The organism is Paenibacillus tundrae (assembly GCF_030812775.1).
Lineage (GTDB): Bacteria > Bacillota > Bacilli > Paenibacillales > Paenibacillaceae > Paenibacillus > Paenibacillus tundrae_A.
This window is the reverse complement of sequence record NZ_JAUSTI010000001.1, coordinates 567,984-590,207: the sequence shown is the minus strand read 5'-3', so window position 1 is coordinate 590,207 and position 22,224 is coordinate 567,984. Positions and strand designations below refer to the sequence as shown.

Sequence of the window (22,224 nt, the reverse complement as noted above, 5' to 3'; positions counted from 1 at the left end):
TCGCTGCGCTTCTCCAAAAGCTTTGAAACAAATGGTATCCGCAGTGTGTACACCCCCTTTCGTTAGATCGCTCTGACGCCTCGATCCTCGTAAACAGACCTTTTCGGTTTAGCAGAATTAGAGAGCGTCAACTTGTGAGCATCAATGACAGCATCCACCGGGTCAATCCGCTTTGTTTTAGAAGAAGGGTCTTTGTCAATCTTGATTTCACCGAAGCTATTGCTTACCGTCTTGGCGTTTGCCATACTCCATGTCAGCAACTTGTTTCTCCGGTCATAAATCACGTTCTTAGCCTCTGCTTCCAACCTGAAATCCACCGTAGCGTCATTCAGGCTCTTGGCACTCTGGACAATCTCAACCAGATCTACTCCAAATTCCTCAAGGTCAGACAAAAAAGCATCTGCATTATGTGGATCATACGCAATGCCCAGTAGCTTGAGGTTATGTTTTTTGATCAAGTCCCGGTAATAAGACAAGATGTATTTGTAATCCGTCTTAACACCGCCCATGGTCTCTGTTGGAGTTAACAAACCCTCCATGATCCACATGTCATACGGCGCGAAGTCACTCTTCACATGCTCGTCAACTCGCGCCGATGGAATCCAGCTATGCGAATGGATGTAATACTTGCGTTGCCCGTCGATATCCAACGGGAATTCCAATGCACCACTCGTCAAGTCGCCGCCTGAAGACAAGTCCAAACCTAGGTAACATTCCTTGCCTTCCATATCCTCAATGGTTGTGTCAGACTCACACGCTACCCAGTGTTCCATGTTCATATACTGTGTATCGCTGAATTGAACCCAACGGTTAAGAGACTTAGTCAGGAAGTTGCGAAGCTCTTCGCCTTGTTGTACCTTGGCTTTGATTGCTTCAGCTCGCAAACTCTCTAAGGTTTCAGGCGTCCAGAGAGGATTCGCCTTCGGCCAGTTCGATTCATCCCAAACGTCGTCGTCCTTGTCCAGCTCACAAATGAAAACAAACTGCGTTTCGTCGGCATGAGCGCCAGACAAAATCATTTTGCAATATTTGTACAACTCATAGCATGGACCATTGATGTTAAACCCTGCTGTTGTAATAACGGAAATAAGACACTGCTTCAGCTTCTTGGTACCATCCGCCAACAGCTTGTACATCTGGCTATCTTTGTGCAAATGATATTCATCGACGGAAGCAAAGTATGGACGGAAACCGTCTATGGATTTCGTATCACGCCCGAGCGCTCTGATTTCACCTTTGGAAACCGTACACAGGATCGTGCTTTTATAATCCTTCACGTCAAAAAGACCGGATTCGTATTCATCCCCGGCCAGCTCTGGGTCTGCATCAATAAACTTGATACATTCCTTCAATACAATTCGTGCCTGTGCTTCCTTGGTCGCTGTAACGTACACTTGCGGATAGCTGTACCCGTCAAAGTTTCCGTAAAACAGTGAAGGAACTGCGTTGCCCAATGACTTACCGTTCTGGCGAGCTACCTGGGTGTACGATGTTCGAAAACGTCGATAACCGTCCATCTTCAGCCAGCCATTCCAGCTACCAAAGATAAAGTCCTGGAAGCCCCATAAATCTAGTGGACGTGGTTCCTCACCCTCGGCTAGTGTGAGAGATTCGGCAAACTCTATAATTTCATGTGCCTTATCTGGATCAAATACGTAAGGGAAGTCTTCCGTACCCTGCCGATCCAAATCCCGAAGGTGCCGTTCACACGCTTGGCGCTGAGCCTGTCCTGCTATTATTCGTCCGGACGTAACTTCAAGCGCATAGGCTGTTACCCGGTCTGTCTCTCCAACCGTGTTGTACGGATAAATCTGAGGATTAGCCACTGCGATTTCCCCCGAACTTTCCGAATCGGCTCGGCTTCTCTTCCTTAGCCTTCGGTTTCGGGACGTTCTTCACCTTGGACAATGGATTCAAGAACAAACGGTCTTGCATTTTCAGAAGCATGTCCATTTTCTTGTTAATGGCTGTCTCGATTTTCAGGACACCTTCAATGGAAGCTAACTGAGAGAGGTACTTTTGTGCCCTCAGTCCATACTCGTTCAGATCCTGTTCTGATTCCTCTGCTTTGCGAGCTAATTCCTCAAAATATTCTTCAAATACATGATCTTCGATGGAAATTCGCTCGATTTTTTGATACTGTTTCAGCAGTTTTTCATACTCTGAATACGTCCTACAATACATTCCCAAAAGTCCTATATCAGAGCTGGAAAGTAAATTCACGCCTTCAGCAGCAGCGGCTTTATAATCCTTCATGCACTGTTTCCAATGAGAGAAGGCAATAGTGTCATCCTTTACAAACACTGGTGGTTTAAGCTTTTCCAACTCGGTTTTACCAAGCTTAACCTCGCCTTCTTGTCTGGCCTGGATCTGTGCTTTAGTCAGTCGGTTCGGATTGCCCTCCGCGATGTGGAGACCAACCGGTTTGGCGTTCCTTCCCATCAGGGCATACCTCCTAAACGCCGAAAATATTATAAAACGAGTTTTTACGCGAAATAAGTCCGACGCGGTCTATCAGCCGAAAGGTTTTCAGAGATTCGACCCCCCTACCCTTGTCCTGAGTCTGTGGTTATGGCTGTGGTAACAACGCGTCTTATCATCTCATCACATGCTCTATGGGCAACCTGGACTGGCATGCCTGCCTTGACAGCCTCTTCAAATGCTTTGGGCAAGCTTTGTGTTAGAACCTCTAACCATGGGGCTACATTGATGTTAATCACTATGTCGTGGTGGTTTCGCTCCTTATGTCCATAAGAGATGTAGCTGCCTTGACCATCAAAGTATCCAACTGGATCAACCTTACCGCCACATTCATTGCATACAGTACCGTCTTCATTCGTCCAGCCTGTCTGTACATTCTCACATTCCATACAGACCAACTTCATCTGCTTAGCCATTACCAAAGCCCCCATCCTCTTTAGCTGTCTTGACATCGTGACATTGCTTGCATAGTCCTTGCCAGTTTCTTCGATCCCAGAACAGCGTCTTATCTCCCCTATGTGGTTTGATATGATCGACTACTGTTGCGGCCTGTACATAGCCCTGCTCCCAGTGAGTGACACACAGCGGATGCTTCTTTAGGTATCCTTCTCTGGCTTTACGCCATCGGCTATCATATCCGCGCTCGGCTGCCGTCCCCCTATGCTGGTCATAGCTATGTACTTGGTCTTGGTGTGCTTTGCAGTATCTACCCTCTGTGATTGTCTCCTTGCATCCCTGCTTACCACAGAATCGTTTAAGTGGTATCACGCTCAACTCCTTCCAATGTTACCCACCTTTCCAGAAACAAAAAGGTCGCCTTTATGGGCGGTTAAATTCTGTGTCAATCTTTTCACTTTTTAAATTCAGATGTTATATTAAAGATACTAAATTTTAAGGAGCAACAAGTATGAAATATTTCCTCAGCGATTTCCCTCAGATTATTTCTGGATTATCTACCGTTTTCATGTCCATATTCTTTGTAATAATGGCCCACCTTTTTAATGCCAGAGCAGAAAAAGAGAGAGGAACATTAGATAATCAGATTGAAAAAATTGCTGACTTAATTCATTCTTCTGAAATGGAAGTCGAAACCGTAGAACTATTAGAAACTCAAAAAATCCAATTATCCGAATTAGAAATCTCAAATAATTCTGAACTAATAGATCGTATAGATAAACAAAATCAAGCTATACATAAGCTCCAAAATGAATTAGGAAAGCTTAAATCAGAAATTACACAAAAGAAAAATACATGGAGTCTAGTCGAAGGTTTGATAGAAAATTATCACAAGCAAGCACTACGACAAGCAAGTATCCAATTCTGGTTTAGTGCTGTAGCTGCAATAATAGGTCTCCTATTTATAATCATAAGTTTGTTTCTAAGCGAGTCACTGAATGTATACGAAAAAATTGTCGGTACTTTGCCTGGCGTGACAATTGACTTAATAGCGGCTCTGTTTTTCAAACAAGCTGAGCAAACCCGTCAGAGAGCTACTGAGCTATACGATAGGTTACGCCTTGACAAAGAAAGAGAGGAAGCAATTAAACTAATTGAATCAATTGATGACCCGTTACTCAAATCAATAGTAAAAGCTCAACTCGCATTAAAAATCGGTGGTGTTGATGCATCTCTCAATGATTTATCAAGCATATTAAGAAAAGAATTAACAAAAACCACTTAATTTAATTAGATGTTTTTTAAACTAATCGTTATCTTTCATAAAAACTAAACCTCCTAATCCAAATAAAAACCTACTGATTAACAGTAGGTTTTTAAGCAACTTCAATATTATTACTAATGGTAGAAATAAACTCGTTGGATTTCGCTTCTATTATGAACTCAAACATTCCGGCTTTAGGAAATTCTATTTCTAACTTATAAACAAAATATTTATTCAGATGATTTTGTAAACTTCTATTACGCGAACTGGAAACTGTATATTCAAATTGATTTGCATATTTTAACGGCGGAACAATATTCCCATCAGCTTTTATGCTTTTCCAACGTTCTTTTGTAATAAGTTTTATATCAGGTGCCGGTTGAATATCGAAAGGTGTATTAAGAACAACATGAATCTCAATTGGTGAAGAACAAGAAATTATTCCTGATGTTGATGGAAAAACCGCTAAATACATACGATTTTCACCACTTTGATTGGATTGTAATAAGAGTTGGGATAGTCTTATTGTACTGTCACTAAGTTGCTGTTTGGTTTTTCCTAGTTGCTCATTTTTACTTTCTAGATCTGTTTCCTTGGTCTCCAAGTCAGCATTTTTCTTTTCATGCTCTCTAATTAAGGTATCAACAATTACTGCATATGCTATGATTGTGACAAGTCCTAATAAATGAAGAGGATCCTTGTATTCTCCTCCCAGTATCGCCCCAAGAACGGCAGCCATAATAACAGCTATAACATTTATTATTCTATACATTAAGAAAAGGCCCCTACAAATTTAGTCAGAGTCTTAATATCATTGTTGTTAATAGATACGACTCCAGTTCTTGATAAAGATATGAAATTGGAATCGCTGAGCATTAGTAAATAGGATATTATTAAATTTTCATTTTTAATTTGATTGAGTATAATCTCCCTTTTTACGGATTCATAAACAACTTCCTCTCTATCGTTATCGTATAATTCTATATTTTTTATAAAACCATTAAGTTTTTCTAATACACTAATAATGACCTCGTTAGTCAATTGGTAACTAATAATCTTAATCTCTTCTTGTTCTAAAAATTTCTGTATCACGTCAATGTATTTATCGTTAATGAATTCTAAAAAGACCAAATTGCTTTTGTCATCGTAAAAAGCATTTATATATTGACTTACAGGCATATTCATATGATGACCTGATATTTTTGTCCCGAATAAGTATTCATCTTTAAGATTGAATACCACGTGAGTCAAATGATCATCGATTTCAGCAAAATGAAATATACTTATATCATCATCAGACAAAAATTTAATTAAGTTTTTTGTTTTTCTAAAGTCATTGTTTGTATCCACTGAGAATAAAGTGAATTTCATGTCTTCACATCCCGTCGGACTCATTTTTGATTTTAAGCAATTCGTTCATTAAATATATCTGGAAGATATTTAGATCTCCATTATTTCCAAACTCATCTTCATTAATAACAATTCGATGACCGCCTTCTCTATATAACTTTACGTTTATTAAAGAAGGAGTATCTCTATGCCTATGCTCATAATCAAACGGCATTTCAAAAGCCAAGTGGCACATGTTACCATGATCCTTGTATTCTTCATCAACAAGTGATCTTGAATCTGTATCAGATGGATCGATCGTATAAGACACTTTTTTTGTTTTGTCTCCAACTTTAAAGATTTGGTCAATTTTTGCTGATGTCCAATGATATTGGCCTTGAATATGTCTCAACATTCCATCAGTTATTTTAAAAGATTCTAGTTCTACCCCTATAGATTGAATCATTTCTTTAACGCGTGATTTTGCCTTTTCTTCAGATGTCCAGTCGAACTTAATAATAAGGTTACCATCAGATGTCAATTTCACATTAGATTTGCTGAAATATGAATGTTGAACTTTTTCCGCAGTGACATTCCCCTGTTCAAGCCTCGCTTGATAATAATAACCAAGGCTACTTTCTGTTGTGCAATAACATTCTAAACAATGTACATTATCGTATACAAAAGTTGTTATGTTAGTGAATCCTTCACCACTTATTAACCCATTCTGGTTAGGCGATATTCTTTGTTCCATAGTTTCAGTTAATTTAGGCATCGATAAGATCCCATTCTCATCAAACAGAAACATATCTAACTGATCAGACATTTTATATATAAATAGAGTAGCCATTTACATGCCCCATTTTCATTACAAGATGAGTTATTCATATTGTAAATAAAACATATATTGGCTATATTGTCCATGAAAATTACCATCTTAAACCAGTTTAATCAAGTTCTTTATACCTATTCCTTAAATCCTATTGAGCTTACAAACAAAAACACGTTGCATAGCACCGTTTATCATCCAGAGCATTCCTATATATATATCGCATGGTTATATCTTCGCATTAAAAATATGTAAAAAAAATGGAGTGATCTTACCCCCATTCCTCGCACAGCACCCTTGACGATTCACGTCTAAGGACAGGTCAGTCCCACAGCACGGCCGAGTCCTACTGTGATAAGGGGTAGCAGGGACACCCGGGCAAAAGCCCTATGTCCCTACTTTAATTTGCATTAACCGTCATATGATTGTCATGATACAGTCAATTAACCGTCAATATTTTAAGGTTTATATGATTCCACAGTCTTTCAACGTATTGGCGACACTTCTAATTCCTTCTGCAATGCGCCGATCTACTGTTCTTTCACTCATCATATTCCGGAATCTAATTACAGTGTTCTTCCATTTCCCACCTTTGATGAACCGATGTTCAATAATGCGCCGGGCTTCATCATCTTTGATTGTGCGGATCGCCATGTCAACTACGTTGATTTTCTCATTGTAGGCATCATATTTGCCTTGCTGCTCTGGCGTCAATACCCTCATCGTTTCAAACACGCTTTTACTTGCTTTCCATTGGGGGTAATCTTCGCGGAGCAGTTTAATTGTGGCTTCGGCATCCTTATCAGAGGCGCTTGGAAACATTTCTAATTGTTCTACAGCGTCCATATGATCCCCCTTTTGCACTTTGTCACATATAATCATCAAGAGTCGCTTGGCCTTCTGTGACCACTTCCGAAGCATCTTGAATCAATCCTTTATCTAACCATGCCTTTGGTGCATTCTTCGTATACTGAGGCCAAATCGGTTCCCCAGCTCGAGAGCGTGTAGGGTTCTCGCTCTCTGCTTTTTCCGTCCATGCCCATTGGGTACGGGCTGTTACCATATCGTTACTCATGAGCTGCTTCACCTTCCTGCTCTGCTGGCTTATTCTCATGCAACCATCTGTATATACGTTCAAGAGCCAAGTCCTGGCTATAGGATTTCCCTTTAAGATTCAGAATGTCTGTAACTTCCCTCATGAGTCTGACCAAGCTTTTCCGATATGCATGAACTTGTTGAAGTTCCTTCCGAAGCTGATCGTTCTCAATGTACGAATCTTCCAGCTTGTCCATCAGCATGGCTGGATAGCGTGTTCTAGTCATTGCGAGCTTCCGTTTTACATCATTTATGCTCTTCATCGCTAATCTCTCCCCTTCAATTTCATCGCAGGGCGATTCTGCGGTATCGCCACGGCATTTATAGGTGGTGGTCGGTGTCTTAACATCCCCAAACGCTCTATGCACACTTTGCGTTCGTCTACACGTCTGTTCCTGTATTAACAGTGTGCCTCAACTTCGCTCTATCGAAATGGTTTTGAAGATCCTCGCGACTTCTCACGGTATAATGCCGTGCCGCTTGCGTTTTGATGACTGATCGGATTTCACGTTTGCCCTGGCTCAATTCATGCAGCAATCCAAGCCGGACGACAATCTCATGCAGAACACGCCATTGTTCATTCGCTTCCTTGGCACGACGGCGCGTTCTTCTATTCGCCTGATATTGGCGCATCAACTCTTCTGGGTTCACATCTTCTGAACCTAGAAATTCAAATGCATGGGATAAATCCGTAGCTTCACCATCACAAAATGCTATGCAGGATAACGTACTATCAAATTCAGCCTTAATGTACTTGACCAACTCATGAAACTGGTTAGCTGCATCTTTAGGTGTCATTGCTGTCGTTTCGTCCATTCTCCCTTTCCTCGCTTTCCTTGAGCTGCTTGCATAGCCCATCGTATTTTTCCAAAGCAAGAATTCGGCGTGGATCGTCAGGGGCAAGCCCATCAATAAACGCTGCACCCTTTATCACCCGTTCCCGCAAACGTTCCTGATGATAGCTCACCAGCTCACCGAATATCCGTTCAAAATGATCCAAAATCTCATCCTGTGTTTGAGCTATACACCCCTGACTTTTTAGGCGGGTGAATGTGTGTTCGTCGATGTTTCCGTTTTTAAGCGCATTTTCCAAATGGCTGATTAAAATGATCTGATATCGCATGATGAGTCTAACGTTGTTTTCAATCTCCAAAGGATCTGCTGTCACATTCACCCCACCTTTCTAATCAATACTGCATTCGATCCAGATTCACGAACTTGCTGTAGTTCTTCAAGTACGCCATTTCCGCGATGCCTGTTCCTGTATTCCGACCCTTGGCAACAATGATTTCCACAATATTTTTCTTCTCTGTCTCGGCGTTGTAATAATCATCCCGGTACAAGAAGTCAATTTCATCTGCATCCTGCTCAATCGAACCGGACTCCCGAAGATCAGACATCATTGGACGCTTGTCCTGCCGCTGCTCTACGCCCCTGCTGAGCTGGGACAGCACTTCTACCGGACAATCATTGTCTCGGGCAATCTGTTTCAAATAGCGGCTAATATAGGCTATCTCCTGTTCACGGCTTGAGAAGGTTTTCCCTGAACTGATCAACTGGAGGTAATCAATCTGAATAAAGATTTCCCCATATTCCTTTTTGAGCTGTTTTGTCTTGGCTGCTATCTGCTGGATAGTGATGCCTGGTGTATCGTCAATTACAATGGGCAGCGCGTCCAGAAGCATACGGGCGTCTGTGTAATCCCCCCATTTTTCCGGACTCAACAATCCAGTCCTTAACATGGTTCCATCCAGATTCCCTATGTTTGCAAGCAATCGTTCGCCCAATTTCTTGCCTGGCATCTCTAAACTGAATATCCCGGTGGCTACCCCGTGACTTGCAGCAGCCTTGGAGTTATTAAGCATAAAAGCCGTTTTACCAACTGATGGTCTAGCTGCCACAATGATTAAATCTTGCTTCTGCCTGCCACCTGTAAGCTTGTTTAGGTCATATCCACAAGTAGGCACACCGGTTATCCCTTTGGATTTACTTCGGGTGTCCAGATCATCGTCATGACCGTCCATGACTTCACTGATTCTGATCATGCCCCGATCGGAAGAAGAACGTTCGGACAATTCCTCTGCCCCGGCCTTGATATTTGCCACAACTTCAAGCGGATCGGAAGTTTCTTCAAGCTGTTTTCTTTGCTCGTCCAAGAACAAAATAGTCTGACGCTTCGTGCCAAGTGTCTGCACAATCGAAATGTACTCTTTTGCGTTTCCTGCAGTTGGTACTGCGTTAACCAAATTTCCAAGATAGTCAATGCCGCCAATGTCTTCTGTGACACCTCGTGTCTCCAGATCGGCATAAAGCGTAACCAGGTCAACTGGCTTTTCTGATTCGTGTAGCAAGATGACCGATTCAAAGATAATCCGATGCTGTGATGAAAAGTCTTGGGGGGTAAGCAACGCTACAGCAAGTGACGTGTTGTCTCCTGATCGATCCAGAAGCAAGCTCCCTATTACCGCCTGTTCAGCCTGTAGGTTGTAAAGGTTAGTCATTCGTCTCACCGTCTTTAAGAAGCGGTACAACACCCCTTTCCCAAGAGTCAATAAGCGCGAAACATTGCTGGGTTTCTATCCGAAGGATATCGTTTGCCGTTGATGTGTTAGCTCGGATATCCGCTATCGTCGGTGGCCACTTTGATGTCTTAATGTGTTGCTTCAAACTCCGTTGTGCAGATTCAAATGTCACGTCTGAAAGCATCTGTTCCCAAAGCGTTGCCATTTCGTCAGTCAGTTCTACCGTGGGGTAAGCTGTAACCACTACCGCCAAAATGCTCAGTACCTGTTGATTGTCCATTGCGTATGCCCTCCATCCGTTTTTGTAAAAGAGATTTATTTCGACTTGCCCGGGTGTTACTTTGATCATTCGCTACCGGAACAACTGCCGTAATCTTCGGTGCTTCTGTAAAATCGGCATACCGTTCGTTCTTCGGGTTTAAAAAAGTCGAACCATGCATGATGAAATTGCTTTCTGTTCGGTTGATTAAACAGTGTTGTGCATAGTGCTCAGAACATTGGATTAATAGTTTAGGATCAACCTTCGCTTTTATCGCCCTGTCCCACATGTTTTCAGCACCCTTTTTCGAAACCTTTCTCGGGTATGAGTTCCAGAACAATTCAAAGTCCGAAATGACCATATCTTTAATGTCTTTATCTTTTAATGTCTTTAAATTGTCTTTAGGAGGCTTGGAAGCCGCGTCCTGTATGGATTCAAGGGGTTTTGCAGTTATTGTTTCAATAACTGCTGGTTCTTGTTTTAATAACTCGTTTTCGTTTTCGGTTATCGTTACAATAACTCCGTCAACCTCTTGCAGTTCTTGTTTTGATAACTCTTCCGCACTCTGCTCAGTTATTGATTTGATAACTTTTTCTTTGTTTCTTTTAGCCTGAGCAAGGTTGATTCCGATCAACTCTTTGAACCTTTCGTCGTCCCACCCTCTAACCGGAGAAACTTGCCAATATGCAAAATCCTCGTTAAACGAAAATTCATTGTCTCCACGCTGCCAAGCAATCACGTTACAATTCTCAAGATATTTAAGTTCGTTAGTGATGTTCGTTTTACCAACTCCACATAGGGAAAAGTCTTTCAGCATCGGAACCATTGCCGTTGCCTGATTGCACCCATAAGATAAGCGCCAAAGAAACAGCAAAATATCCTTCTGGCGCTTAGTAAAATCCCGACGAATGACCTCATCCCAAATCTGGTTGGCAATCCCTACAAATCCGTTCTTCTTGCGAGAGTCGGTCACCCGTCTCACCTACTCTTCCTTGAATCTTGCGTACCGAAGGCAGCCTCCAACAATCCGCGCAGCGCTTCGCCTTTAGGCTGTTTATTATCACAAATTCGCCGAAGTAACTGAGCGACAAACTCATATAATTCTTCACGATCCAAATATTCCAAATGGGTCAGCATAGAAGCTTGAAACCCACTGCTCCAAATGTCATAAGTCCACCATTGGAAGCCTACATGATGATATTTCCCATCGAATTCAGCATCCGTCTTGTAAGGTCGAGAAAGAGAGCGAATGACTTCGCTGCCGACAGTATTCACTTCAACATTCACACCATTAGATTCCAAGACTCTCACCCTCCCAATCGTATTGGGCTGAAATGATTTCAAATCTATTAACTGATACAGGCTGGCTATACCAAACATGCGTTGCTTCTGATCCTTCCGGCCATGCGGTAATAAAAGCCGTGTCCGTGTCTTCCTTATATCCAGGAGCTACCTTAATATTGCTTCCAGCTACTTGTGGCAGACCTCGGATAGCTTCGCAAACTAAACCTAATAGATAAGTCCAAACTTCTTTTTTATATTTCAGTCGTGCGCCGTTTAACTCATGATGAAACCCGCTAAGAACAGGGAAAACACCCCGATCCTGAATACGAGTTCGCAGAGCACTTACCTTGTCAGCACGGTTCAATTTTTCTATTTTTGCTGGGATGATCATTGTTGTTTTCTCCTCTCAATTTTGAGGGCACCACTTGCGCATATCGAAAACATGGTGTTATAATCGGCGCGAAGGGATGCCCCTTTGGTTTTGATTGCCTTAACGTCTCCGGCAAGAGTTTAGATTAAGGCAACCATGATTGATTATCTAAGATGACTAACAGAAGCTGTGTACGCCGATGTAATGGCTGACATGGCTTCTTTTTCGCGCACATCAACAATACTTAGCACTTTAGTAATATCTTTGTTCATCTGATCTTTCGTGTAATTCTCATCAGAACTTACAAGATAGATGATGTCCAACAACTCTTTCTTCAGCTCCCAGTAAGCCATCAGTTCCGTATGCTGTTCCTGTGTCATACCGCCTTACCTCCCACACATATATTTTTAGGGTTGTCCAAGAACGGCTTGAGTAAAATCGCTTCATACTCATGCAGTTCCTGAAACACTTCTCTAATTCCATTTGAGATTTCGTCCCTTGAGTACATCGCGTCAGTGTCCACAATTTCACTTAATTCTGACAGTCTGTATTTTAATTGAGTTATCAGCGTGATATGGTGGAAGTCCGTTCGTCTAACCGCCTGTCTGGCTGAATGAACATCTGTGGCATCTCCTGCGTATACGTGGTTGTAGCCTGTACCGTAATAAGTGCACAGCTTGACAAACTCATCAATTGCTGCTGAACTGGCATCCTTCTCAAGCTTGCGGATTCTACTTGCGGAAATACCAGTTTTATTAGCCGCTTCCTCAACCGTGTATCCGAAGTTTTCTCTGGCTTCCTTCAACGTCAATTTTTGAGCAATAGAGATTCCGTCAGCTCCGATCATTGAAGCACCTCGCCTTCCTCGCCAAGTGGCGGGTCAATCATTTTGCGATAATCCTCGTTCGCCAGCCCAAGCAGTTCCTGCAGCTTGTCTAATTTAAGCGCACGATCAATCCAACCAGCTGCACTTACAGGATTAGTACCGAGATACGTTTGCTCAATTCCATTCCGCCGTGCCTCTTTACTTTCTTTGCTGATTCCATAACAAGCATCAGACAAATCATCAAAATCTAGCGTACGTAGAAAGAGGATAAATGCAATTTCCTGTTGGGATAAAATCATTGTTTGTTAGCTCCTTTAGATTGTTTTTGAATATTACGAACTATGATTGCATGCTGTAACGGATTACCAAACCATAGGCGTGCTAATTCAGGAAGCGTCATACTCGCTCCGCCTTGTTCGAGTAGCCCACAGTAAGAATCTGATTGTCATCTTCAAGTACCTTTACGTTTTTAATGACACGTCCTTCACGGATACGATCAGTCAACCAAATCAAAGCGGCTTCAAAATCATCAGAATGAACGTCTACGGCCATTACCTCATCCTCGAATTCGATATCTTCAATGTAGTTATGAGCATCTGCAATAGCTTCTGGCGACATTTCCCCAGTATTGAACCATGCTGCATACGTCTCATTTGCAATGCACAATGAAATCTGTGATTTGGTGATTTCCTTGCCGTAGGACTCGCATACGCTGAACAAAAGACTGGTTTCTCCCAAATCAATTTGCATTGCATCTCCACCCTCATCCGCCGTTCTTTCCACAAAATCGGTTTTAATAGGCTGGCTTACAATGCTCATGAATGGATCTGCATCCTCGCGCAACTTAAGCTCCAATGAACACGGCATTGAATGTTTTTCCATAACCTCGAATAGATGAAGGACTTCCCCGAATTCAGCATTGCTTAGTTTTGTAATTGTCATTTGTTTTCTCCTTTAGTGCGGATCAGTGCCGCATGTTATTTGGTATCGGTTAAAATAATGTTTGGCCGTTCGCTTCTTCAATCTGTCTCAATAGGTTCGTTGGCGGTGTCCAGTGCGGCACATATTGCAACCCACGGTTAATGTCCTTTGTATATGTGTTACAGTATGATGCTACGCTGAAAAATTCTTGATAATCATTCCATAATGCGGAATAAACGCTACTCCGAATGCTATTATTTTTATATGCTGCCGACTTCTTGCCGCCAAGAACACCAACAACTTTTGCATTACCAGCCTTCCGTAACAACCGTTGTTGAGCATAATCAATAGTCGTGTGATTCTCTAAATGCTCCACTCTGGAATCCAAGTTTTGCATTTTCTTATCAACTACAAAGATTGCTTGAAGCTCAGGACTTAGGTCATTGTAGTTAAAACCGTTATGGATAAATGCTGCGGCCAAGACATCTTTTGCCTTTAGTTGATACTTCACAAGCTTGTCTGCCACGTCTGGTTGATGAACTAGCATGCTTGGTGTGATGGATATTTTAGCTAACCAAAGTGGGAGGAAATCCAATTCAATAACCAATACTTCCTGATTGCCGCCATTTGTAGGGAGGACGAAATATCGTGACCCCCCATGTTTAAGGACTACGTCCTCTTGAATCTTTTTGCGTTCACTTTTCATTTGGCCTTCCGACAAACCAAGACCTTCACAGACCCACTTAACCCCTACGTAAACTTTCCCGTCATTCGCCTTTACTCCAAGAAGTTCATCTCCGTTAAAAGAAACAAGCTTCTGTTCTACTGGATAAATTCCACTCATACTCTTTCTCCTTCCCAACCAATGCAATTTTCTTTTTCCTGTTGATCCATCCACTTGTCCAAGGTTTCAACTCTAAATAAAATCTTAGCCTTGGTAGAGTTTGATCCCCCAGCTCTGTAATGCGGAAGTTTTTTTTCTCTGCAGAGAACACGAACCGTGTCCTCAGACATCCCTAAATATCTTGCCGCTTCAGGAACAGTAAAGCGTGTTTGATCAATAGTAACTTCCATGATGCAATCGCCCCTCTCAAGCCAAAATATAGATTTAAAACAACTAAAGTTTCTTATTAGAAACCTCAGGACGTAAAAAATAATCATCAGCACTAATTTTGAAATTCTCACAAAGAACTCTTAACTCAGCGATCGAAAAATCTCCGCCTGTACCATTAAGATTTTGATTAAATGCAGACGGTGATTTACCTAGCATTTCAGCAACATATTTCTGTTGAACACCACATTCATCTAAATAAGCTTTAAATTTGGTGTATGGGATATGTCTTCGCTTTGTCTGCTTCATTTGCTTCACCCCTTTCTGGTTTCTGTTTCGAAACCTTGTGAGGTGAGTATATCCGTCTATAGTTTCAATGTCAATAACTTTATTGCTAGATTTCTAAAGAAAAGTTGCTTTTTCGAAACCCGTACATTATTATGAGTTTAGACAGTTCTAAATTGAATAATTAGGAGAATTGAGATGAGTCAACCAATAGGGAAAATTATTAAAAGTTTACGTAATAAACACAAACTTTCACAAGATGAACTGGCAGAAAAACTTAATCAAAAGTTCAATACAACTATAAATAAAGGCATGATCTCAAAATGGGAAAACGATCTTGGAGATCCTCGTCTTGATACTGTTAGGCATCTCTCGGTATTCTTCAATGTATCTTTAGACTATTTGTTAGGGAGAACTGATGAACCGAATGATACTACATCTGATGAAGGAGATGCTCCTTTAGACAAGAATTATCGAAAAATCGAAAGATTTGCTAGGAAGGTATCTCCAGATGTTTTAGAAAAGGCAGTAAAAATTTTAGATGCAGCCTTTGAAGATGCCTTCAATGAAGAGGATTATGAGGATGATGATGATATTTAAACCAGATTTTAAGAAAGCAGAAATGTCAGCATACAGTTTGTTGAGAGAAATACCAGCCGACAATTTCCCCATAAAAGTTAAGGAAATGGCAAAGGAATTTGAGAATTTAAAAATTAGAACTTACACTTGGTTTGCAAAAAAAAGAAATATGACATTCGAAGAGGTTTGTATATTCGCCGAAAGTGAAGAGGGCTGTTGTTATTATCAAAAAAAAAATCACCAGTATTTGATACTGTATAACGAAAAAATCTCTTCGCCTGGTAGAAAACGTTGGACAATTGCCCACGAAATTGGTCATTACATTCTTCGGCACAATGAAATTTCTAACAAGACAATAATCTCTAGAAGTTCTCTTACAAAAGATCAGTACAAATCATTCGAACAAGAAGCAGATTGCTTTGCTCGATCTTTATTAGTTCCTTCAAGTGTTCTTTATGCCCTCAAAAAATTCAACGCTAAGGATCTAAGCAATTGGTTTGATATTTCATTGCTTGCCGCTAAAAACATCCTAAGTTTTTTTAGTAAAGGCACTGCATTAGGTAGGACGCATAATCCTAGAGATTACTTAGTAAAAAAATATTCAGACTTCATTTTTCTTATAAACAACGAGCATTATTGTAATAAATGTAAACATAACTTCATAAAGACTAACCCCACTTATTGCCCGGTATGTGCATCCAAAAAAATCTATAATAAAAGGGTTGAATTTGATATGAAATATGAAAAAGTGAAGCTCGATGAATTCAGTAGAGCCATAATATGCCCGAAATGTAGTAATGAAGAAATTAACGGAAATGATTATTGCAAAATATGCGGCGTTCATGTGGTAAACCGTTGTAATAATAAAGAATATTGGAATGGAAAACCTGAAGTCATTTGTGATGAACTAGCTGATGGTGACGCAAGATTTTGTACCAAATGTGGTCATGCAACAACCTTTTATGAGAATGATTTACTTCCCTATTGGGAGCTAGAATATAAACATGGGAAAAAGCAAGAACACAAAAGTTACCTTGAGCATCTTGATGAAGAAGTTGAAATGGAAGCAGAGATGGAATATGAAGAAGAAAAAAGAGAACGTACAGCACGACATTTGAAAGTTTTAGATGAGATACCATTCTAGGATGAACTGCTAACTTACTGAAAGGAGTACGAATAATGGCATCTATTGAAGCTCGCGGAACCAATTCTTGGAGGTTGACTGTTGAAGCAGGTTACGATTCTAACGGGAAACGGTTACGCGAAAAGAAAACGATTCGCATCAATGAAAAACTATCACCTAAGAAATTGGATGAAAGGCTTAATGAGGAATTAGTTAAGTTTAAAATGGAAGTAGAGTCTGGACAATATATCGCTCCTGAAAAAATGATGTTCGCAACTTTTATTGATGAATGGAGAGTTAAATTTGCTAAGGGTAAAAAATATGCTCCGAAAACAACTGAACTGAACGAGTATCTGTTTACTCTACTACTTCCCCATTTTGGTAACAAAAAGATGAGTGATATCAAAACAATGCATATTGTACAGTATTTTAGTGATATCGAGGATCCAGAGAAAAGACTTTTCAGTTATAAAGGTGAGCTGTCATCCTCTACTCTTATTTCTCTCCATAGAGTATTACGAAATGTCTTTGGTGTCGCTGTAACCTGGAAGGTGATAAAAGAATCCCCTATGCATGGATTAAAATATCCGAAAAAAATTAAAGTTAAAGCTGAGTGTTATGATGAGGAGGAGAGCAAAGAACTTTTAACAATATTGGAGTCTCAACCTTTGGTTTGGAAGGCAATCGTTACCCTAGCAATAACAACAGGTATGCGACGAGGTGAAATTTGTGGACTCGAATGGAAGCATATTAACTTAGATAAAGGAATCATTGAAATTGAACAACAGATGGTATACACAAAGGAAACCCAAAAAGCCATAACACCACCGAAAACAGCGGATGCCAATCGGAAAGTATCGATCCCTAAAGTTGTAGTGGATCTATTGAAAAACTTGCGCAAGCAGACAGTTATCAATATTGATAAAATGGGTTCGGAGTGGAAAGGTAGTTTAGAACATCAGTTTGTCTTCACTACTTCGTCTGGTTCTCCATTCGGGCCAGAATATGTTTCAAATAGATGGCACAACTTTGTACGTAAACATGGATTACGTCCCATCAAATTTCACGCTTTAAGACATACATCAGCATCCTTGCTAATTAATCAGGGAGTACATTCGAAAGTCATTTCAGAACGCTTAGGTCATTCAGACATAGCAATAACAATGAATGTGTATGGTCACGTTTTTCGCAAAGCTGATCACGATGCAGCTAACAAGTTCGATGATATGTTTAATAAACCAAACAAAGACATTAATTAAGAGTCCCCAATTCGTCCCCATTTACGAAACTACCACTCTAAAAAAGCTTACACAGCAATGTTTTACACTGCTTGATATCTATAGATGTAATAGGATTAACCTATAACGAGGAAAAACCAAATAAACCACTGCTCGCAGCAGAGGTTATAATTGATAACAATTATCATTATCATAAACTTATGATACGTTTCTAAACGGATTGTGTCAATGTATTTTAGCAAAAAAGGATTAAACGACTTGAGGGTGATATAATAGTGGCAATGATGAAAGGAATGACCAATGACGATGGAATTTAGACAGCTCCAATATACGTTGCAGATTGCGGCAGAACGAAATTTTTCCCGTGCAGCAGAGAAGCTACATATCGCACAACCCTCGTTAAGCCAGCAATTATCCAAATTAGAAAAAGAATTGGGCGTGCTCCTTTTTCAACGAAATACGAGCACAGTGGAACTGACCCATGCTGGGGTTACCTTTGTTGAACAGGCTCAGAAAATCGTAGATGCGGTTGAACTGCTCAGACAGGAAATGTCAGACATTTCGCAACTTCGTAAAGGCAAAGTCGTTGTAGGCAGTATGCCAATTACCGGCTCCCATCTACTACCTCATGTTCTGCCTGCATTTCAACAAACCTATCCTGAGATTGAAGTAACGTTGCTGGAGGACTCGGGTCTTACGCTAGAGAAACTAACGGCAAGCGGCAAAGCCGATCTTAGCTTGTTATCCCTTCCGCTACAAGAACCAAGTTTATCCTATGTTGTGATCGGTGAGGAACGAATTGACTTGGCCGTACCTCCAACGCATCCATTAGCACAGCGAGGTGATCCTGCCAACCCCATTCCCGTAAGGATGGAGGAGCTTCGTGAAGAGTCTTTTGTTGTCTTGAAGAAAGGACAAGGTTTCCGCAAACTAACCTTTGACCTCTGTGAACAGGCTGGTTTCGATCCCAATGTCGTGTTCGAGAGTAATAACATTGAAACCGTACAATCCCTCGTAGCCACAGGCATGGGTATTACTCTGGTTCCGCGCTTTATCGCACGAGCACCTCGCAGTGAATTTGTACCGGTGTATGTGCCTCTGGCTGAGCCTGTCCCGAGCCGTACTTTAGTTGTTGCGTATCGTCAGGGACGAGTATTATCCAAAGCGGCTGAAGCCTTTATCCACACCTTCAAGCAGACAGTTGCAAAGCTATCTGAAGGTAATCATTAGTCATCTATCAATCTGAGTACAGTGCTGCGTTGACTTACACTTTACTCAAGACAAATAAAAGGGAAGACCTTAGGGTCTTCCCTTTTATTACATACAGCGCTTGGCTATTACGACAAGGCATTCTTCAGCTTATTCGAGCGTGTTGCACTGTTCGAGCACAATGTTTCACACGTTTATTGTTTAATCATCTAAGTTAACGTAGAAACGTACATAGGTCGTTTCGATCTGGCGGTTTATTTACGTAAATTACGATCACTCGTCAACCTGTTCTGCTGATTCACCAGACGTCCTTCATCTGGCGTTCCTTGTTCAGGGGGTGATAGCCCTCCTGCACCATTCTCTAAGAATTGTCTTAAGTGATCTACCCTTGTGTTATCCTGTTCCAGTCTCCTGAGCGTATCTTTCACATGGTTGTCCATTGATTGATCATCCTCCTTGGTGACGGGATAGTTATCATTACCCGTCCACGGAGAGGATAAACACTTATTCTCAATATTTATTTATTTTTCACGAAAGTAAAGCCCCGGTCTCCGATCCTCAAATACCGGAATACGTCCACGAACCTCATCAACCAGGGAGGGACGTATCATTCCCGTCACGATCTCCTCACCTTCTCCGCCCTCAGCTACAATCTCCCCCCAAGGGTCGATAATGAGAGAATGACCGAAGAATTCCGTATCTCCGCCCAGTCCTACACGATTACAAGCGATCACATACATCTGATTCTCGATGGCTCTAGCCGTCAGAAGTGTGCGCCAGTGATGCAGACGAGGTTTTGGCCATTCGGCTGGTACGATCAGAGCTTTAGCCCCATTCAGAGCTAATGTCCTCGCAAGCTCCGGGAAGCGAATATCATAACAGATGGAAGCCCCTGCTGTAAGACCATTTTCCAACTCAAAAATCTCCGGTTCTGCACCAGGATGCAAATACTTCTCTTCATCCATCAATCGGAATAAATGCAGTTTATCATAACGTGTCACTTCACGACCTTCTCGATCATAAGCGTACATCGTATTGTAAATTTCACCTTTGCGTTTCTCTGCAATGGAACCACCAACAATTGAGATTTGATGCTTTTTGGCAAAAGCAGATAACCATGCTCGCGAATGTTCCCCCTCAGGGTCAGCCAGTTCATGAATTTGCTCCAAAGCGTAGCCTGTATTCCACATCTCAGGCAATACAGCCAAGCCCAGATCAGGATATTGTTCCACTGCCCGCTCAAGCAATGATTGCATATGTTGATGATTAGCCTCTGGATCTCCTAATTGAATATCAGCTTGTATCAAGGCTACTCGCATTTCTCCTTGTTGTTGTGTCATGACCAGCGCTCCTCCGAAATGTAATATTGGATATCATAGCTTGATCATCCTGACGACTGCAAGTGCACTTTTAGAGGTTGTTCCAAAAGTCCGCTTTTGACTACCTATCAGAACGACGACCTAACAGTTCGGGCAGCAGGCTCAATAGATTCATACGGGTACGTGCATCACCCAAGTTCCATATCGTTTCTTCAAGCGGATATACGTGACCATTTTTCACTGCGCTCAGCCCTTGCCAAGCAGCACTCTGCATTAAAGCTTCCGTCGCCTGTCTTGCAACGGGATCTTCAGGTAACATAAGAAACACACGGTCTCCAGCATATTGGTGCAACGCCTCAGCAGCAATTTCTTTATAGGCTCTGCCTGCAGCCAACGCTTCCTGTACTTTTGCAACTGGCTTGAAGCCGAGGGGATGATATAACATTGGAGCAAGTCCAATGTTACCCATCACGAATAATCGCGCCCCGCGGTGATAGACAAAGACTGAAGCGGTTTCCCCTGGTTGAATGAATGCCTGGAGCTTTTGCCACATGTTCATCTCATTTTCGGTATACGTCAACCACCATTGCTCTGCCTCAGCATATTTACCAAACCAACTTCCGATCATGTGGATACGATCGCTTAGTGTCGCATGAGAGTTATACGCAAGTGTCGGTGCAATCCGGGAGAATTGTTCAAATTGCTGTTCATCGCTGCTGTCAAAAATGATTAAGTCTGGCTTCATCTCCACGGTTTCTTCTACATTAATCGGCTGCACCGCATCATATGCTCGTTGATTCAGTATCGGAAGATCCATGATCAGCATATCTCCTACCGATTCCCCGTAATACATAATGCGTTCAGGAACGGCTGGAATATTCACATCATGAGAAGAGAAGTCTTGAACAAGTGTCTGACGCTGAAGAGATCGGTCATATTGGCGAGGAGCGAAACCTGTGGATTGGCGAAAACGTCTGCTGAAATAGTATTCATCCTTAAAACCAACCCTACTTGCAATATCTCTCAGTGGTTCATCGGATTTGCCTAGCCATTCTTTGGCGATTTGGATTCGCACATGATTCACATAATCCAGTGGCTTACGTCCTGTGAGCTCTCTAAACAACGTCGTGTATTGAGCAGGCCGCAGCCCGGCCAGCTTTGCAAGTTTTTGTACAGTGATCTCCTCAGCGTAATGCTCGTCCACATACTTTATCGTGCTGTTTACTTTTCCTCCTGGACTCAGTTCCGTCTCCAATGAAGTATATCTGGTGATCATCATCCCCATCAGCTTCTGAAATTGCACATTCAACCTAGCATATTCGCTGTCTGTACGATATTCACGCATAGGAAGCATGGATTCTAGAATCCCGCTTAACTGAGCGTATGCATAACCCCCTAGTTTGTTACGATGCTCAAATAATGAACGCGTATATAATTCTGGATCATCTGTTAACACATGAAATACATCATACTCAACCGCCACATAATGTAGAGCTTGCTTATCATCATGTTCAATCTGATAGCTCTCGCCTGGTGCCAGGGGATAGATCTTGCCGGATGAAAATACATACTGCTTGTGACCTATATACAGACGTCCCGTACCTTCCTCACAAATCAAAAATGTATGTTTTCGGCAATCCTTTTCCAGCATCCTTTGTTCCGGCTGCTCATTATGCTGCTCTATACTACCAAACCGGAACATAAATGCCGAAAAGAACAGCGTGCCCTCAACCTGCTTCGACACAGACATTGGGTTCACCTCATCATTTATATACATCGTTCATTCACCTATATTGAGAATAATTATCATTTCATCATACTTTTGATTATATCGTAGGTATGCC

Annotated in this window: 32 protein-coding genes; 5 read left to right on the top strand and 27 right to left on the bottom strand. The window is 41.6% G+C overall.

The features are described 5' to 3' along the window. Positions 1 to 62: 62 nt before the first annotated feature. From J2T19_RS02975 to J2T19_RS02960, 4 genes are all read right to left on the bottom strand, one after another. On the bottom strand, positions 63 to 1,826 hold the full coding sequence (locus tag J2T19_RS02975; protein ID WP_307212973.1) for a terminase large subunit: 1,764 nt from the start codon (positions 1,824 to 1,826) through the stop codon (positions 63 to 65). Further along, a complete protein-coding gene (locus tag J2T19_RS02970; RefSeq protein WP_307212972.1) occupies positions 1,819 to 2,442 on the bottom strand; it encodes a terminase in 624 nt (207 codons plus the stop codon). Before J2T19_RS02970 ends, J2T19_RS02975 begins: the two co-directional genes overlap by 8 nt. Positions 2,443 to 2,546: 104 nt before the next feature. Beyond that, positions 2,547 to 2,897, bottom strand: a complete 351-nt coding sequence (locus J2T19_RS02965; RefSeq protein ID WP_307212971.1) for a hypothetical protein — start codon at positions 2,895 to 2,897, stop codon at positions 2,547 to 2,549. After that, positions 2,890 to 3,246, bottom strand: a complete 357-nt coding sequence (locus J2T19_RS02960) for an HNH endonuclease (protein WP_307213152.1) — start codon at positions 3,244 to 3,246, stop codon at positions 2,890 to 2,892. Before J2T19_RS02960 ends, J2T19_RS02965 begins: the two co-directional genes overlap by 8 nt. A 142-nt stretch (positions 3,247 to 3,388) precedes the next feature. On the opposite strand from J2T19_RS02960, the gene J2T19_RS02955 reads away from it, so the two are divergent. After that, positions 3,389 to 4,162, top strand: coding sequence for a TRADD-N-associated membrane domain-containing protein (locus J2T19_RS02955; RefSeq protein WP_307212970.1), 774 nt, complete (start codon positions 3,389 to 3,391; stop codon positions 4,160 to 4,162). Positions 4,163 to 4,253: 91 nt separating this feature from the next. Here the strand turns inward: J2T19_RS02955 and J2T19_RS02950 are convergent, their stop codons facing one another. From J2T19_RS02950 to J2T19_RS02860, 20 genes are all read right to left on the bottom strand, one after another. After that, the gene (locus J2T19_RS02950; RefSeq protein WP_307212969.1) at positions 4,254 to 4,913 is read right to left on the bottom strand and encodes a hypothetical protein; all 660 of its coding nucleotides are present in this window, start codon (positions 4,911 to 4,913) and stop codon (positions 4,254 to 4,256) included. After that, on the bottom strand, positions 4,913 to 5,512 hold the full coding sequence (locus J2T19_RS02945) for a hypothetical protein (RefSeq protein ID WP_307212968.1): 600 nt from the start codon (positions 5,510 to 5,512) through the stop codon (positions 4,913 to 4,915). Before J2T19_RS02945 ends, J2T19_RS02950 begins: the two co-directional genes overlap by 1 nt. A gap of 4 nt (positions 5,513 to 5,516) precedes the next feature. Beyond that, a complete protein-coding gene (locus J2T19_RS02940; RefSeq protein WP_307212967.1) occupies positions 5,517 to 6,296 on the bottom strand; it encodes a hypothetical protein in 780 nt (259 codons plus the stop codon). A gap of 468 nt (positions 6,297 to 6,764) precedes the next feature. Further along, positions 6,765 to 7,184, bottom strand: a complete 420-nt coding sequence (locus J2T19_RS02935) for a hypothetical protein (RefSeq protein ID WP_307212965.1) — start codon at positions 7,182 to 7,184, stop codon at positions 6,765 to 6,767. Beyond that, entirely contained in the window at positions 7,168 to 7,374 is a 207-nt protein-coding gene (locus J2T19_RS02930) for a hypothetical protein (RefSeq protein ID WP_307212963.1), read from the bottom strand. The genes J2T19_RS02935 and J2T19_RS02930 overlap by 17 nt, the downstream gene beginning before the upstream one ends. Beyond that, positions 7,367 to 7,657, bottom strand: a complete 291-nt coding sequence (locus tag J2T19_RS02925; protein ID WP_307212961.1) for a hypothetical protein — start codon at positions 7,655 to 7,657, stop codon at positions 7,367 to 7,369. The genes J2T19_RS02930 and J2T19_RS02925 overlap by 8 nt, the downstream gene beginning before the upstream one ends. Before the next feature lie 118 nt (positions 7,658 to 7,775). Beyond that, on the bottom strand, positions 7,776 to 8,210 hold the full coding sequence (locus tag J2T19_RS02920) for a hypothetical protein (RefSeq protein ID WP_307212959.1): 435 nt from the start codon (positions 8,208 to 8,210) through the stop codon (positions 7,776 to 7,778). Next, positions 8,182 to 8,562: a hypothetical protein gene (locus J2T19_RS02915; RefSeq protein ID WP_307212957.1), complete on the bottom strand. Its 381-nt coding sequence runs from the start codon at positions 8,560 to 8,562 to the stop codon at positions 8,182 to 8,184. Before J2T19_RS02915 ends, J2T19_RS02920 begins: the two co-directional genes overlap by 29 nt. Before the next feature lie 19 nt (positions 8,563 to 8,581). After that, the gene (gene dnaB, locus J2T19_RS02910; RefSeq protein ID WP_307213151.1) at positions 8,582 to 9,895 is read right to left on the bottom strand and encodes a replicative DNA helicase; all 1,314 of its coding nucleotides are present in this window, start codon (positions 9,893 to 9,895) and stop codon (positions 8,582 to 8,584) included. Further along, positions 9,888 to 10,196 carry a replicative helicase loader/inhibitor gene (locus J2T19_RS28130; protein ID WP_370874777.1) on the bottom strand — a complete coding sequence of 103 codons (309 nt, stop codon included), beginning with the start codon at positions 10,194 to 10,196 and terminating at the stop codon, positions 9,888 to 9,890. Before J2T19_RS28130 ends, dnaB begins: the two co-directional genes overlap by 8 nt. Continuing rightward, entirely contained in the window at positions 10,126 to 11,148 is a 1,023-nt protein-coding gene (locus J2T19_RS02905; RefSeq protein ID WP_307212955.1) for a replication protein, read from the bottom strand. The genes J2T19_RS28130 and J2T19_RS02905 overlap by 71 nt, the downstream gene beginning before the upstream one ends. A gap of 5 nt (positions 11,149 to 11,153) precedes the next feature. Then, positions 11,154 to 11,477, bottom strand: coding sequence for a hypothetical protein (locus tag J2T19_RS02900; RefSeq protein WP_307212953.1), 324 nt, complete (start codon positions 11,475 to 11,477; stop codon positions 11,154 to 11,156). Beyond that, positions 11,467 to 11,850 (bottom strand): hypothetical protein, encoded by a 384-nt coding sequence (locus tag J2T19_RS02895; RefSeq protein ID WP_307212952.1) that lies wholly within the window; start codon positions 11,848 to 11,850, stop codon positions 11,467 to 11,469. The genes J2T19_RS02900 and J2T19_RS02895 overlap by 11 nt, the downstream gene beginning before the upstream one ends. Before the next feature lie 143 nt (positions 11,851 to 11,993). Next, entirely contained in the window at positions 11,994 to 12,209 is a 216-nt protein-coding gene (locus J2T19_RS02890) for a hypothetical protein (RefSeq protein ID WP_307212950.1), read from the bottom strand. Then, positions 12,206 to 12,676, bottom strand: a complete 471-nt coding sequence (locus tag J2T19_RS02885; protein WP_307212948.1) for a helix-turn-helix domain-containing protein — start codon at positions 12,674 to 12,676, stop codon at positions 12,206 to 12,208. Before J2T19_RS02885 ends, J2T19_RS02890 begins: the two co-directional genes overlap by 4 nt. Further along, positions 12,673 to 12,954 carry a hypothetical protein gene (locus tag J2T19_RS02880; RefSeq protein WP_307212946.1) on the bottom strand — a complete coding sequence of 94 codons (282 nt, stop codon included), beginning with the start codon at positions 12,952 to 12,954 and terminating at the stop codon, positions 12,673 to 12,675. The genes J2T19_RS02885 and J2T19_RS02880 overlap by 4 nt, the downstream gene beginning before the upstream one ends. 97 nt (positions 12,955 to 13,051) lie before the next feature. Beyond that, positions 13,052 to 13,597: a hypothetical protein gene (locus J2T19_RS02875; RefSeq protein ID WP_307212944.1), complete on the bottom strand. Its 546-nt coding sequence runs from the start codon at positions 13,595 to 13,597 to the stop codon at positions 13,052 to 13,054. Positions 13,598 to 13,646: 49 nt separating this feature from the next. Further along, the gene (locus J2T19_RS02870) at positions 13,647 to 14,420 is read right to left on the bottom strand and encodes an ORF6C domain-containing protein (RefSeq protein WP_307212942.1); all 774 of its coding nucleotides are present in this window, start codon (positions 14,418 to 14,420) and stop codon (positions 13,647 to 13,649) included. Next, positions 14,417 to 14,650, bottom strand: coding sequence for a helix-turn-helix domain-containing protein (locus J2T19_RS02865; RefSeq protein WP_307212941.1), 234 nt, complete (start codon positions 14,648 to 14,650; stop codon positions 14,417 to 14,419). The genes J2T19_RS02870 and J2T19_RS02865 overlap by 4 nt, the downstream gene beginning before the upstream one ends. Before the next feature lie 43 nt (positions 14,651 to 14,693). Further along, on the bottom strand, positions 14,694 to 14,936 hold the full coding sequence (locus tag J2T19_RS02860) for a helix-turn-helix domain-containing protein (RefSeq protein WP_307212939.1): 243 nt from the start codon (positions 14,934 to 14,936) through the stop codon (positions 14,694 to 14,696). A 174-nt stretch (positions 14,937 to 15,110) separates the two neighbouring features. On the opposite strand from J2T19_RS02860, the gene J2T19_RS02855 reads away from it, so the two are divergent. From J2T19_RS02855 to J2T19_RS02840, 4 genes are all read left to right on the top strand, one after another. Next, entirely contained in the window at positions 15,111 to 15,512 is a 402-nt protein-coding gene (locus tag J2T19_RS02855; protein ID WP_307212937.1) for a helix-turn-helix domain-containing protein, read from the top strand. After that, a complete protein-coding gene (locus J2T19_RS02850; RefSeq protein WP_307212935.1) occupies positions 15,496 to 16,635 on the top strand; it encodes an ImmA/IrrE family metallo-endopeptidase in 1,140 nt (379 codons plus the stop codon). The genes J2T19_RS02855 and J2T19_RS02850 overlap by 17 nt, the downstream gene beginning before the upstream one ends. 35 nt (positions 16,636 to 16,670) lie before the next feature. Then, entirely contained in the window at positions 16,671 to 17,873 is a 1,203-nt protein-coding gene (locus J2T19_RS02845; RefSeq protein ID WP_307212933.1) for a tyrosine-type recombinase/integrase, read from the top strand. Between the two features lie 285 nt (positions 17,874 to 18,158). Continuing rightward, positions 18,159 to 19,082 carry a LysR family transcriptional regulator gene (locus J2T19_RS02840; protein ID WP_307212931.1) on the top strand — a complete coding sequence of 308 codons (924 nt, stop codon included), beginning with the start codon at positions 18,159 to 18,161 and terminating at the stop codon, positions 19,080 to 19,082. 233 nt (positions 19,083 to 19,315) lie between these two features. Here the strand turns inward: J2T19_RS02840 and J2T19_RS02835 are convergent, their stop codons facing one another. The 3 genes from J2T19_RS02835 to J2T19_RS02825 all read right to left on the bottom strand — a co-directional run bounded on the left by J2T19_RS02835 (position 19,316) and on the right by J2T19_RS02825 (position 22,157). Then, the gene (locus J2T19_RS02835) at positions 19,316 to 19,501 is read right to left on the bottom strand and encodes a hypothetical protein (RefSeq protein WP_145047428.1); all 186 of its coding nucleotides are present in this window, start codon (positions 19,499 to 19,501) and stop codon (positions 19,316 to 19,318) included. 81 nt (positions 19,502 to 19,582) lie between these two features. After that, the gene (locus J2T19_RS02830) at positions 19,583 to 20,401 is read right to left on the bottom strand and encodes a carbon-nitrogen family hydrolase (protein ID WP_307212928.1); all 819 of its coding nucleotides are present in this window, start codon (positions 20,399 to 20,401) and stop codon (positions 19,583 to 19,585) included. Positions 20,402 to 20,501: 100 nt separating this feature from the next. Then, on the bottom strand, positions 20,502 to 22,157 hold the full coding sequence (locus J2T19_RS02825) for an ABC transporter substrate-binding protein (RefSeq protein WP_307212926.1): 1,656 nt from the start codon (positions 22,155 to 22,157) through the stop codon (positions 20,502 to 20,504). Positions 22,158 to 22,224 lie beyond the last annotated feature (67 nt).

Bases quoted from the DNA above. Each gene is read 5' to 3' on its own strand.
- J2T19_RS02940 (WP_307212967.1), bottom strand. From the start codon at position 6,296: ATGTCTGATCAGTTAGATATGTTTCTGTTTGATGAGAATGGGATCTTA.
- J2T19_RS02965 (WP_307212971.1), bottom strand. From the start codon at position 2,897: ATGGCTAAGCAGATGAAGTTGGTCTGTATGGAATGTGAGAATGTACAG.
- J2T19_RS02865 (WP_307212941.1), bottom strand. From the start codon at position 14,650: ATGGAAGTTACTATTGATCAAACACGCTTTACTGTTCCTGAAGCGGCA.
- J2T19_RS02945 (WP_307212968.1), bottom strand. From the start codon at position 5,512: ATGAAATTCACTTTATTCTCAGTGGATACAAACAATGACTTTAGAAAA.
- J2T19_RS02950 (WP_307212969.1), bottom strand. From the start codon at position 4,913: ATGTATAGAATAATAAATGTTATAGCTGTTATTATGGCTGCCGTTCTT.
- J2T19_RS02830 (WP_307212928.1), bottom strand. From the start codon at position 20,401: ATGACACAACAACAAGGAGAAATGCGAGTAGCCTTGATACAAGCTGAT.
- J2T19_RS02870 (WP_307212942.1), bottom strand. From the start codon at position 14,420: ATGAGTGGAATTTATCCAGTAGAACAGAAGCTTGTTTCTTTTAACGGA.
- J2T19_RS02920 (WP_307212959.1), bottom strand. From the start codon at position 8,210: ATGGACGAAACGACAGCAATGACACCTAAAGATGCAGCTAACCAGTTT.
- J2T19_RS02955 (WP_307212970.1), top strand. From the start codon at position 3,389: ATGAAATATTTCCTCAGCGATTTCCCTCAGATTATTTCTGGATTATCT.
- J2T19_RS02825 (WP_307212926.1), bottom strand. From the start codon at position 22,157: ATGTATATAAATGATGAGGTGAACCCAATGTCTGTGTCGAAGCAGGTT.
- J2T19_RS02840 (WP_307212931.1), top strand. From the start codon at position 18,159: ATGGAATTTAGACAGCTCCAATATACGTTGCAGATTGCGGCAGAACGA.
- J2T19_RS02845 (WP_307212933.1), top strand. From the start codon at position 16,671: ATGGCATCTATTGAAGCTCGCGGAACCAATTCTTGGAGGTTGACTGTT.
- J2T19_RS02880 (WP_307212946.1), bottom strand. From the start codon at position 12,954: ATGATTTTATCCCAACAGGAAATTGCATTTATCCTCTTTCTACGTACG.
- J2T19_RS02895 (WP_307212952.1), bottom strand. From the start codon at position 11,850: ATGATCATCCCAGCAAAAATAGAAAAATTGAACCGTGCTGACAAGGTA.
- J2T19_RS02855 (WP_307212937.1), top strand. From the start codon at position 15,111: ATGAGTCAACCAATAGGGAAAATTATTAAAAGTTTACGTAATAAACAC.
- J2T19_RS02850 (WP_307212935.1), top strand. From the start codon at position 15,496: ATGATGATGATATTTAAACCAGATTTTAAGAAAGCAGAAATGTCAGCA.
- J2T19_RS02930 (WP_307212963.1), bottom strand. From the start codon at position 7,374: ATGAGTAACGATATGGTAACAGCCCGTACCCAATGGGCATGGACGGAA.
- J2T19_RS02835 (WP_145047428.1), bottom strand. From the start codon at position 19,501: ATGGACAACCATGTGAAAGATACGCTCAGGAGACTGGAACAGGATAAC.
- J2T19_RS02890 (WP_307212950.1), bottom strand. From the start codon at position 12,209: ATGACACAGGAACAGCATACGGAACTGATGGCTTACTGGGAGCTGAAG.
- J2T19_RS02860 (WP_307212939.1), bottom strand. From the start codon at position 14,936: ATGAAGCAGACAAAGCGAAGACATATCCCATACACCAAATTTAAAGCT.
- J2T19_RS28130 (WP_370874777.1), bottom strand. From the start codon at position 10,196: ATGGACAATCAACAGGTACTGAGCATTTTGGCGGTAGTGGTTACAGCT.
- J2T19_RS02925 (WP_307212961.1), bottom strand. From the start codon at position 7,657: ATGAAGAGCATAAATGATGTAAAACGGAAGCTCGCAATGACTAGAACA.
- J2T19_RS02970 (WP_307212972.1), bottom strand. From the start codon at position 2,442: ATGGGAAGGAACGCCAAACCGGTTGGTCTCCACATCGCGGAGGGCAAT.
- J2T19_RS02885 (WP_307212948.1), bottom strand. From the start codon at position 12,676: ATGATCGGAGCTGACGGAATCTCTATTGCTCAAAAATTGACGTTGAAG.
- J2T19_RS02875 (WP_307212944.1), bottom strand. From the start codon at position 13,597: ATGACAATTACAAAACTAAGCAATGCTGAATTCGGGGAAGTCCTTCAT.
- dnaB (WP_307213151.1), bottom strand. From the start codon at position 9,895: ATGACTAACCTTTACAACCTACAGGCTGAACAGGCGGTAATAGGGAGC.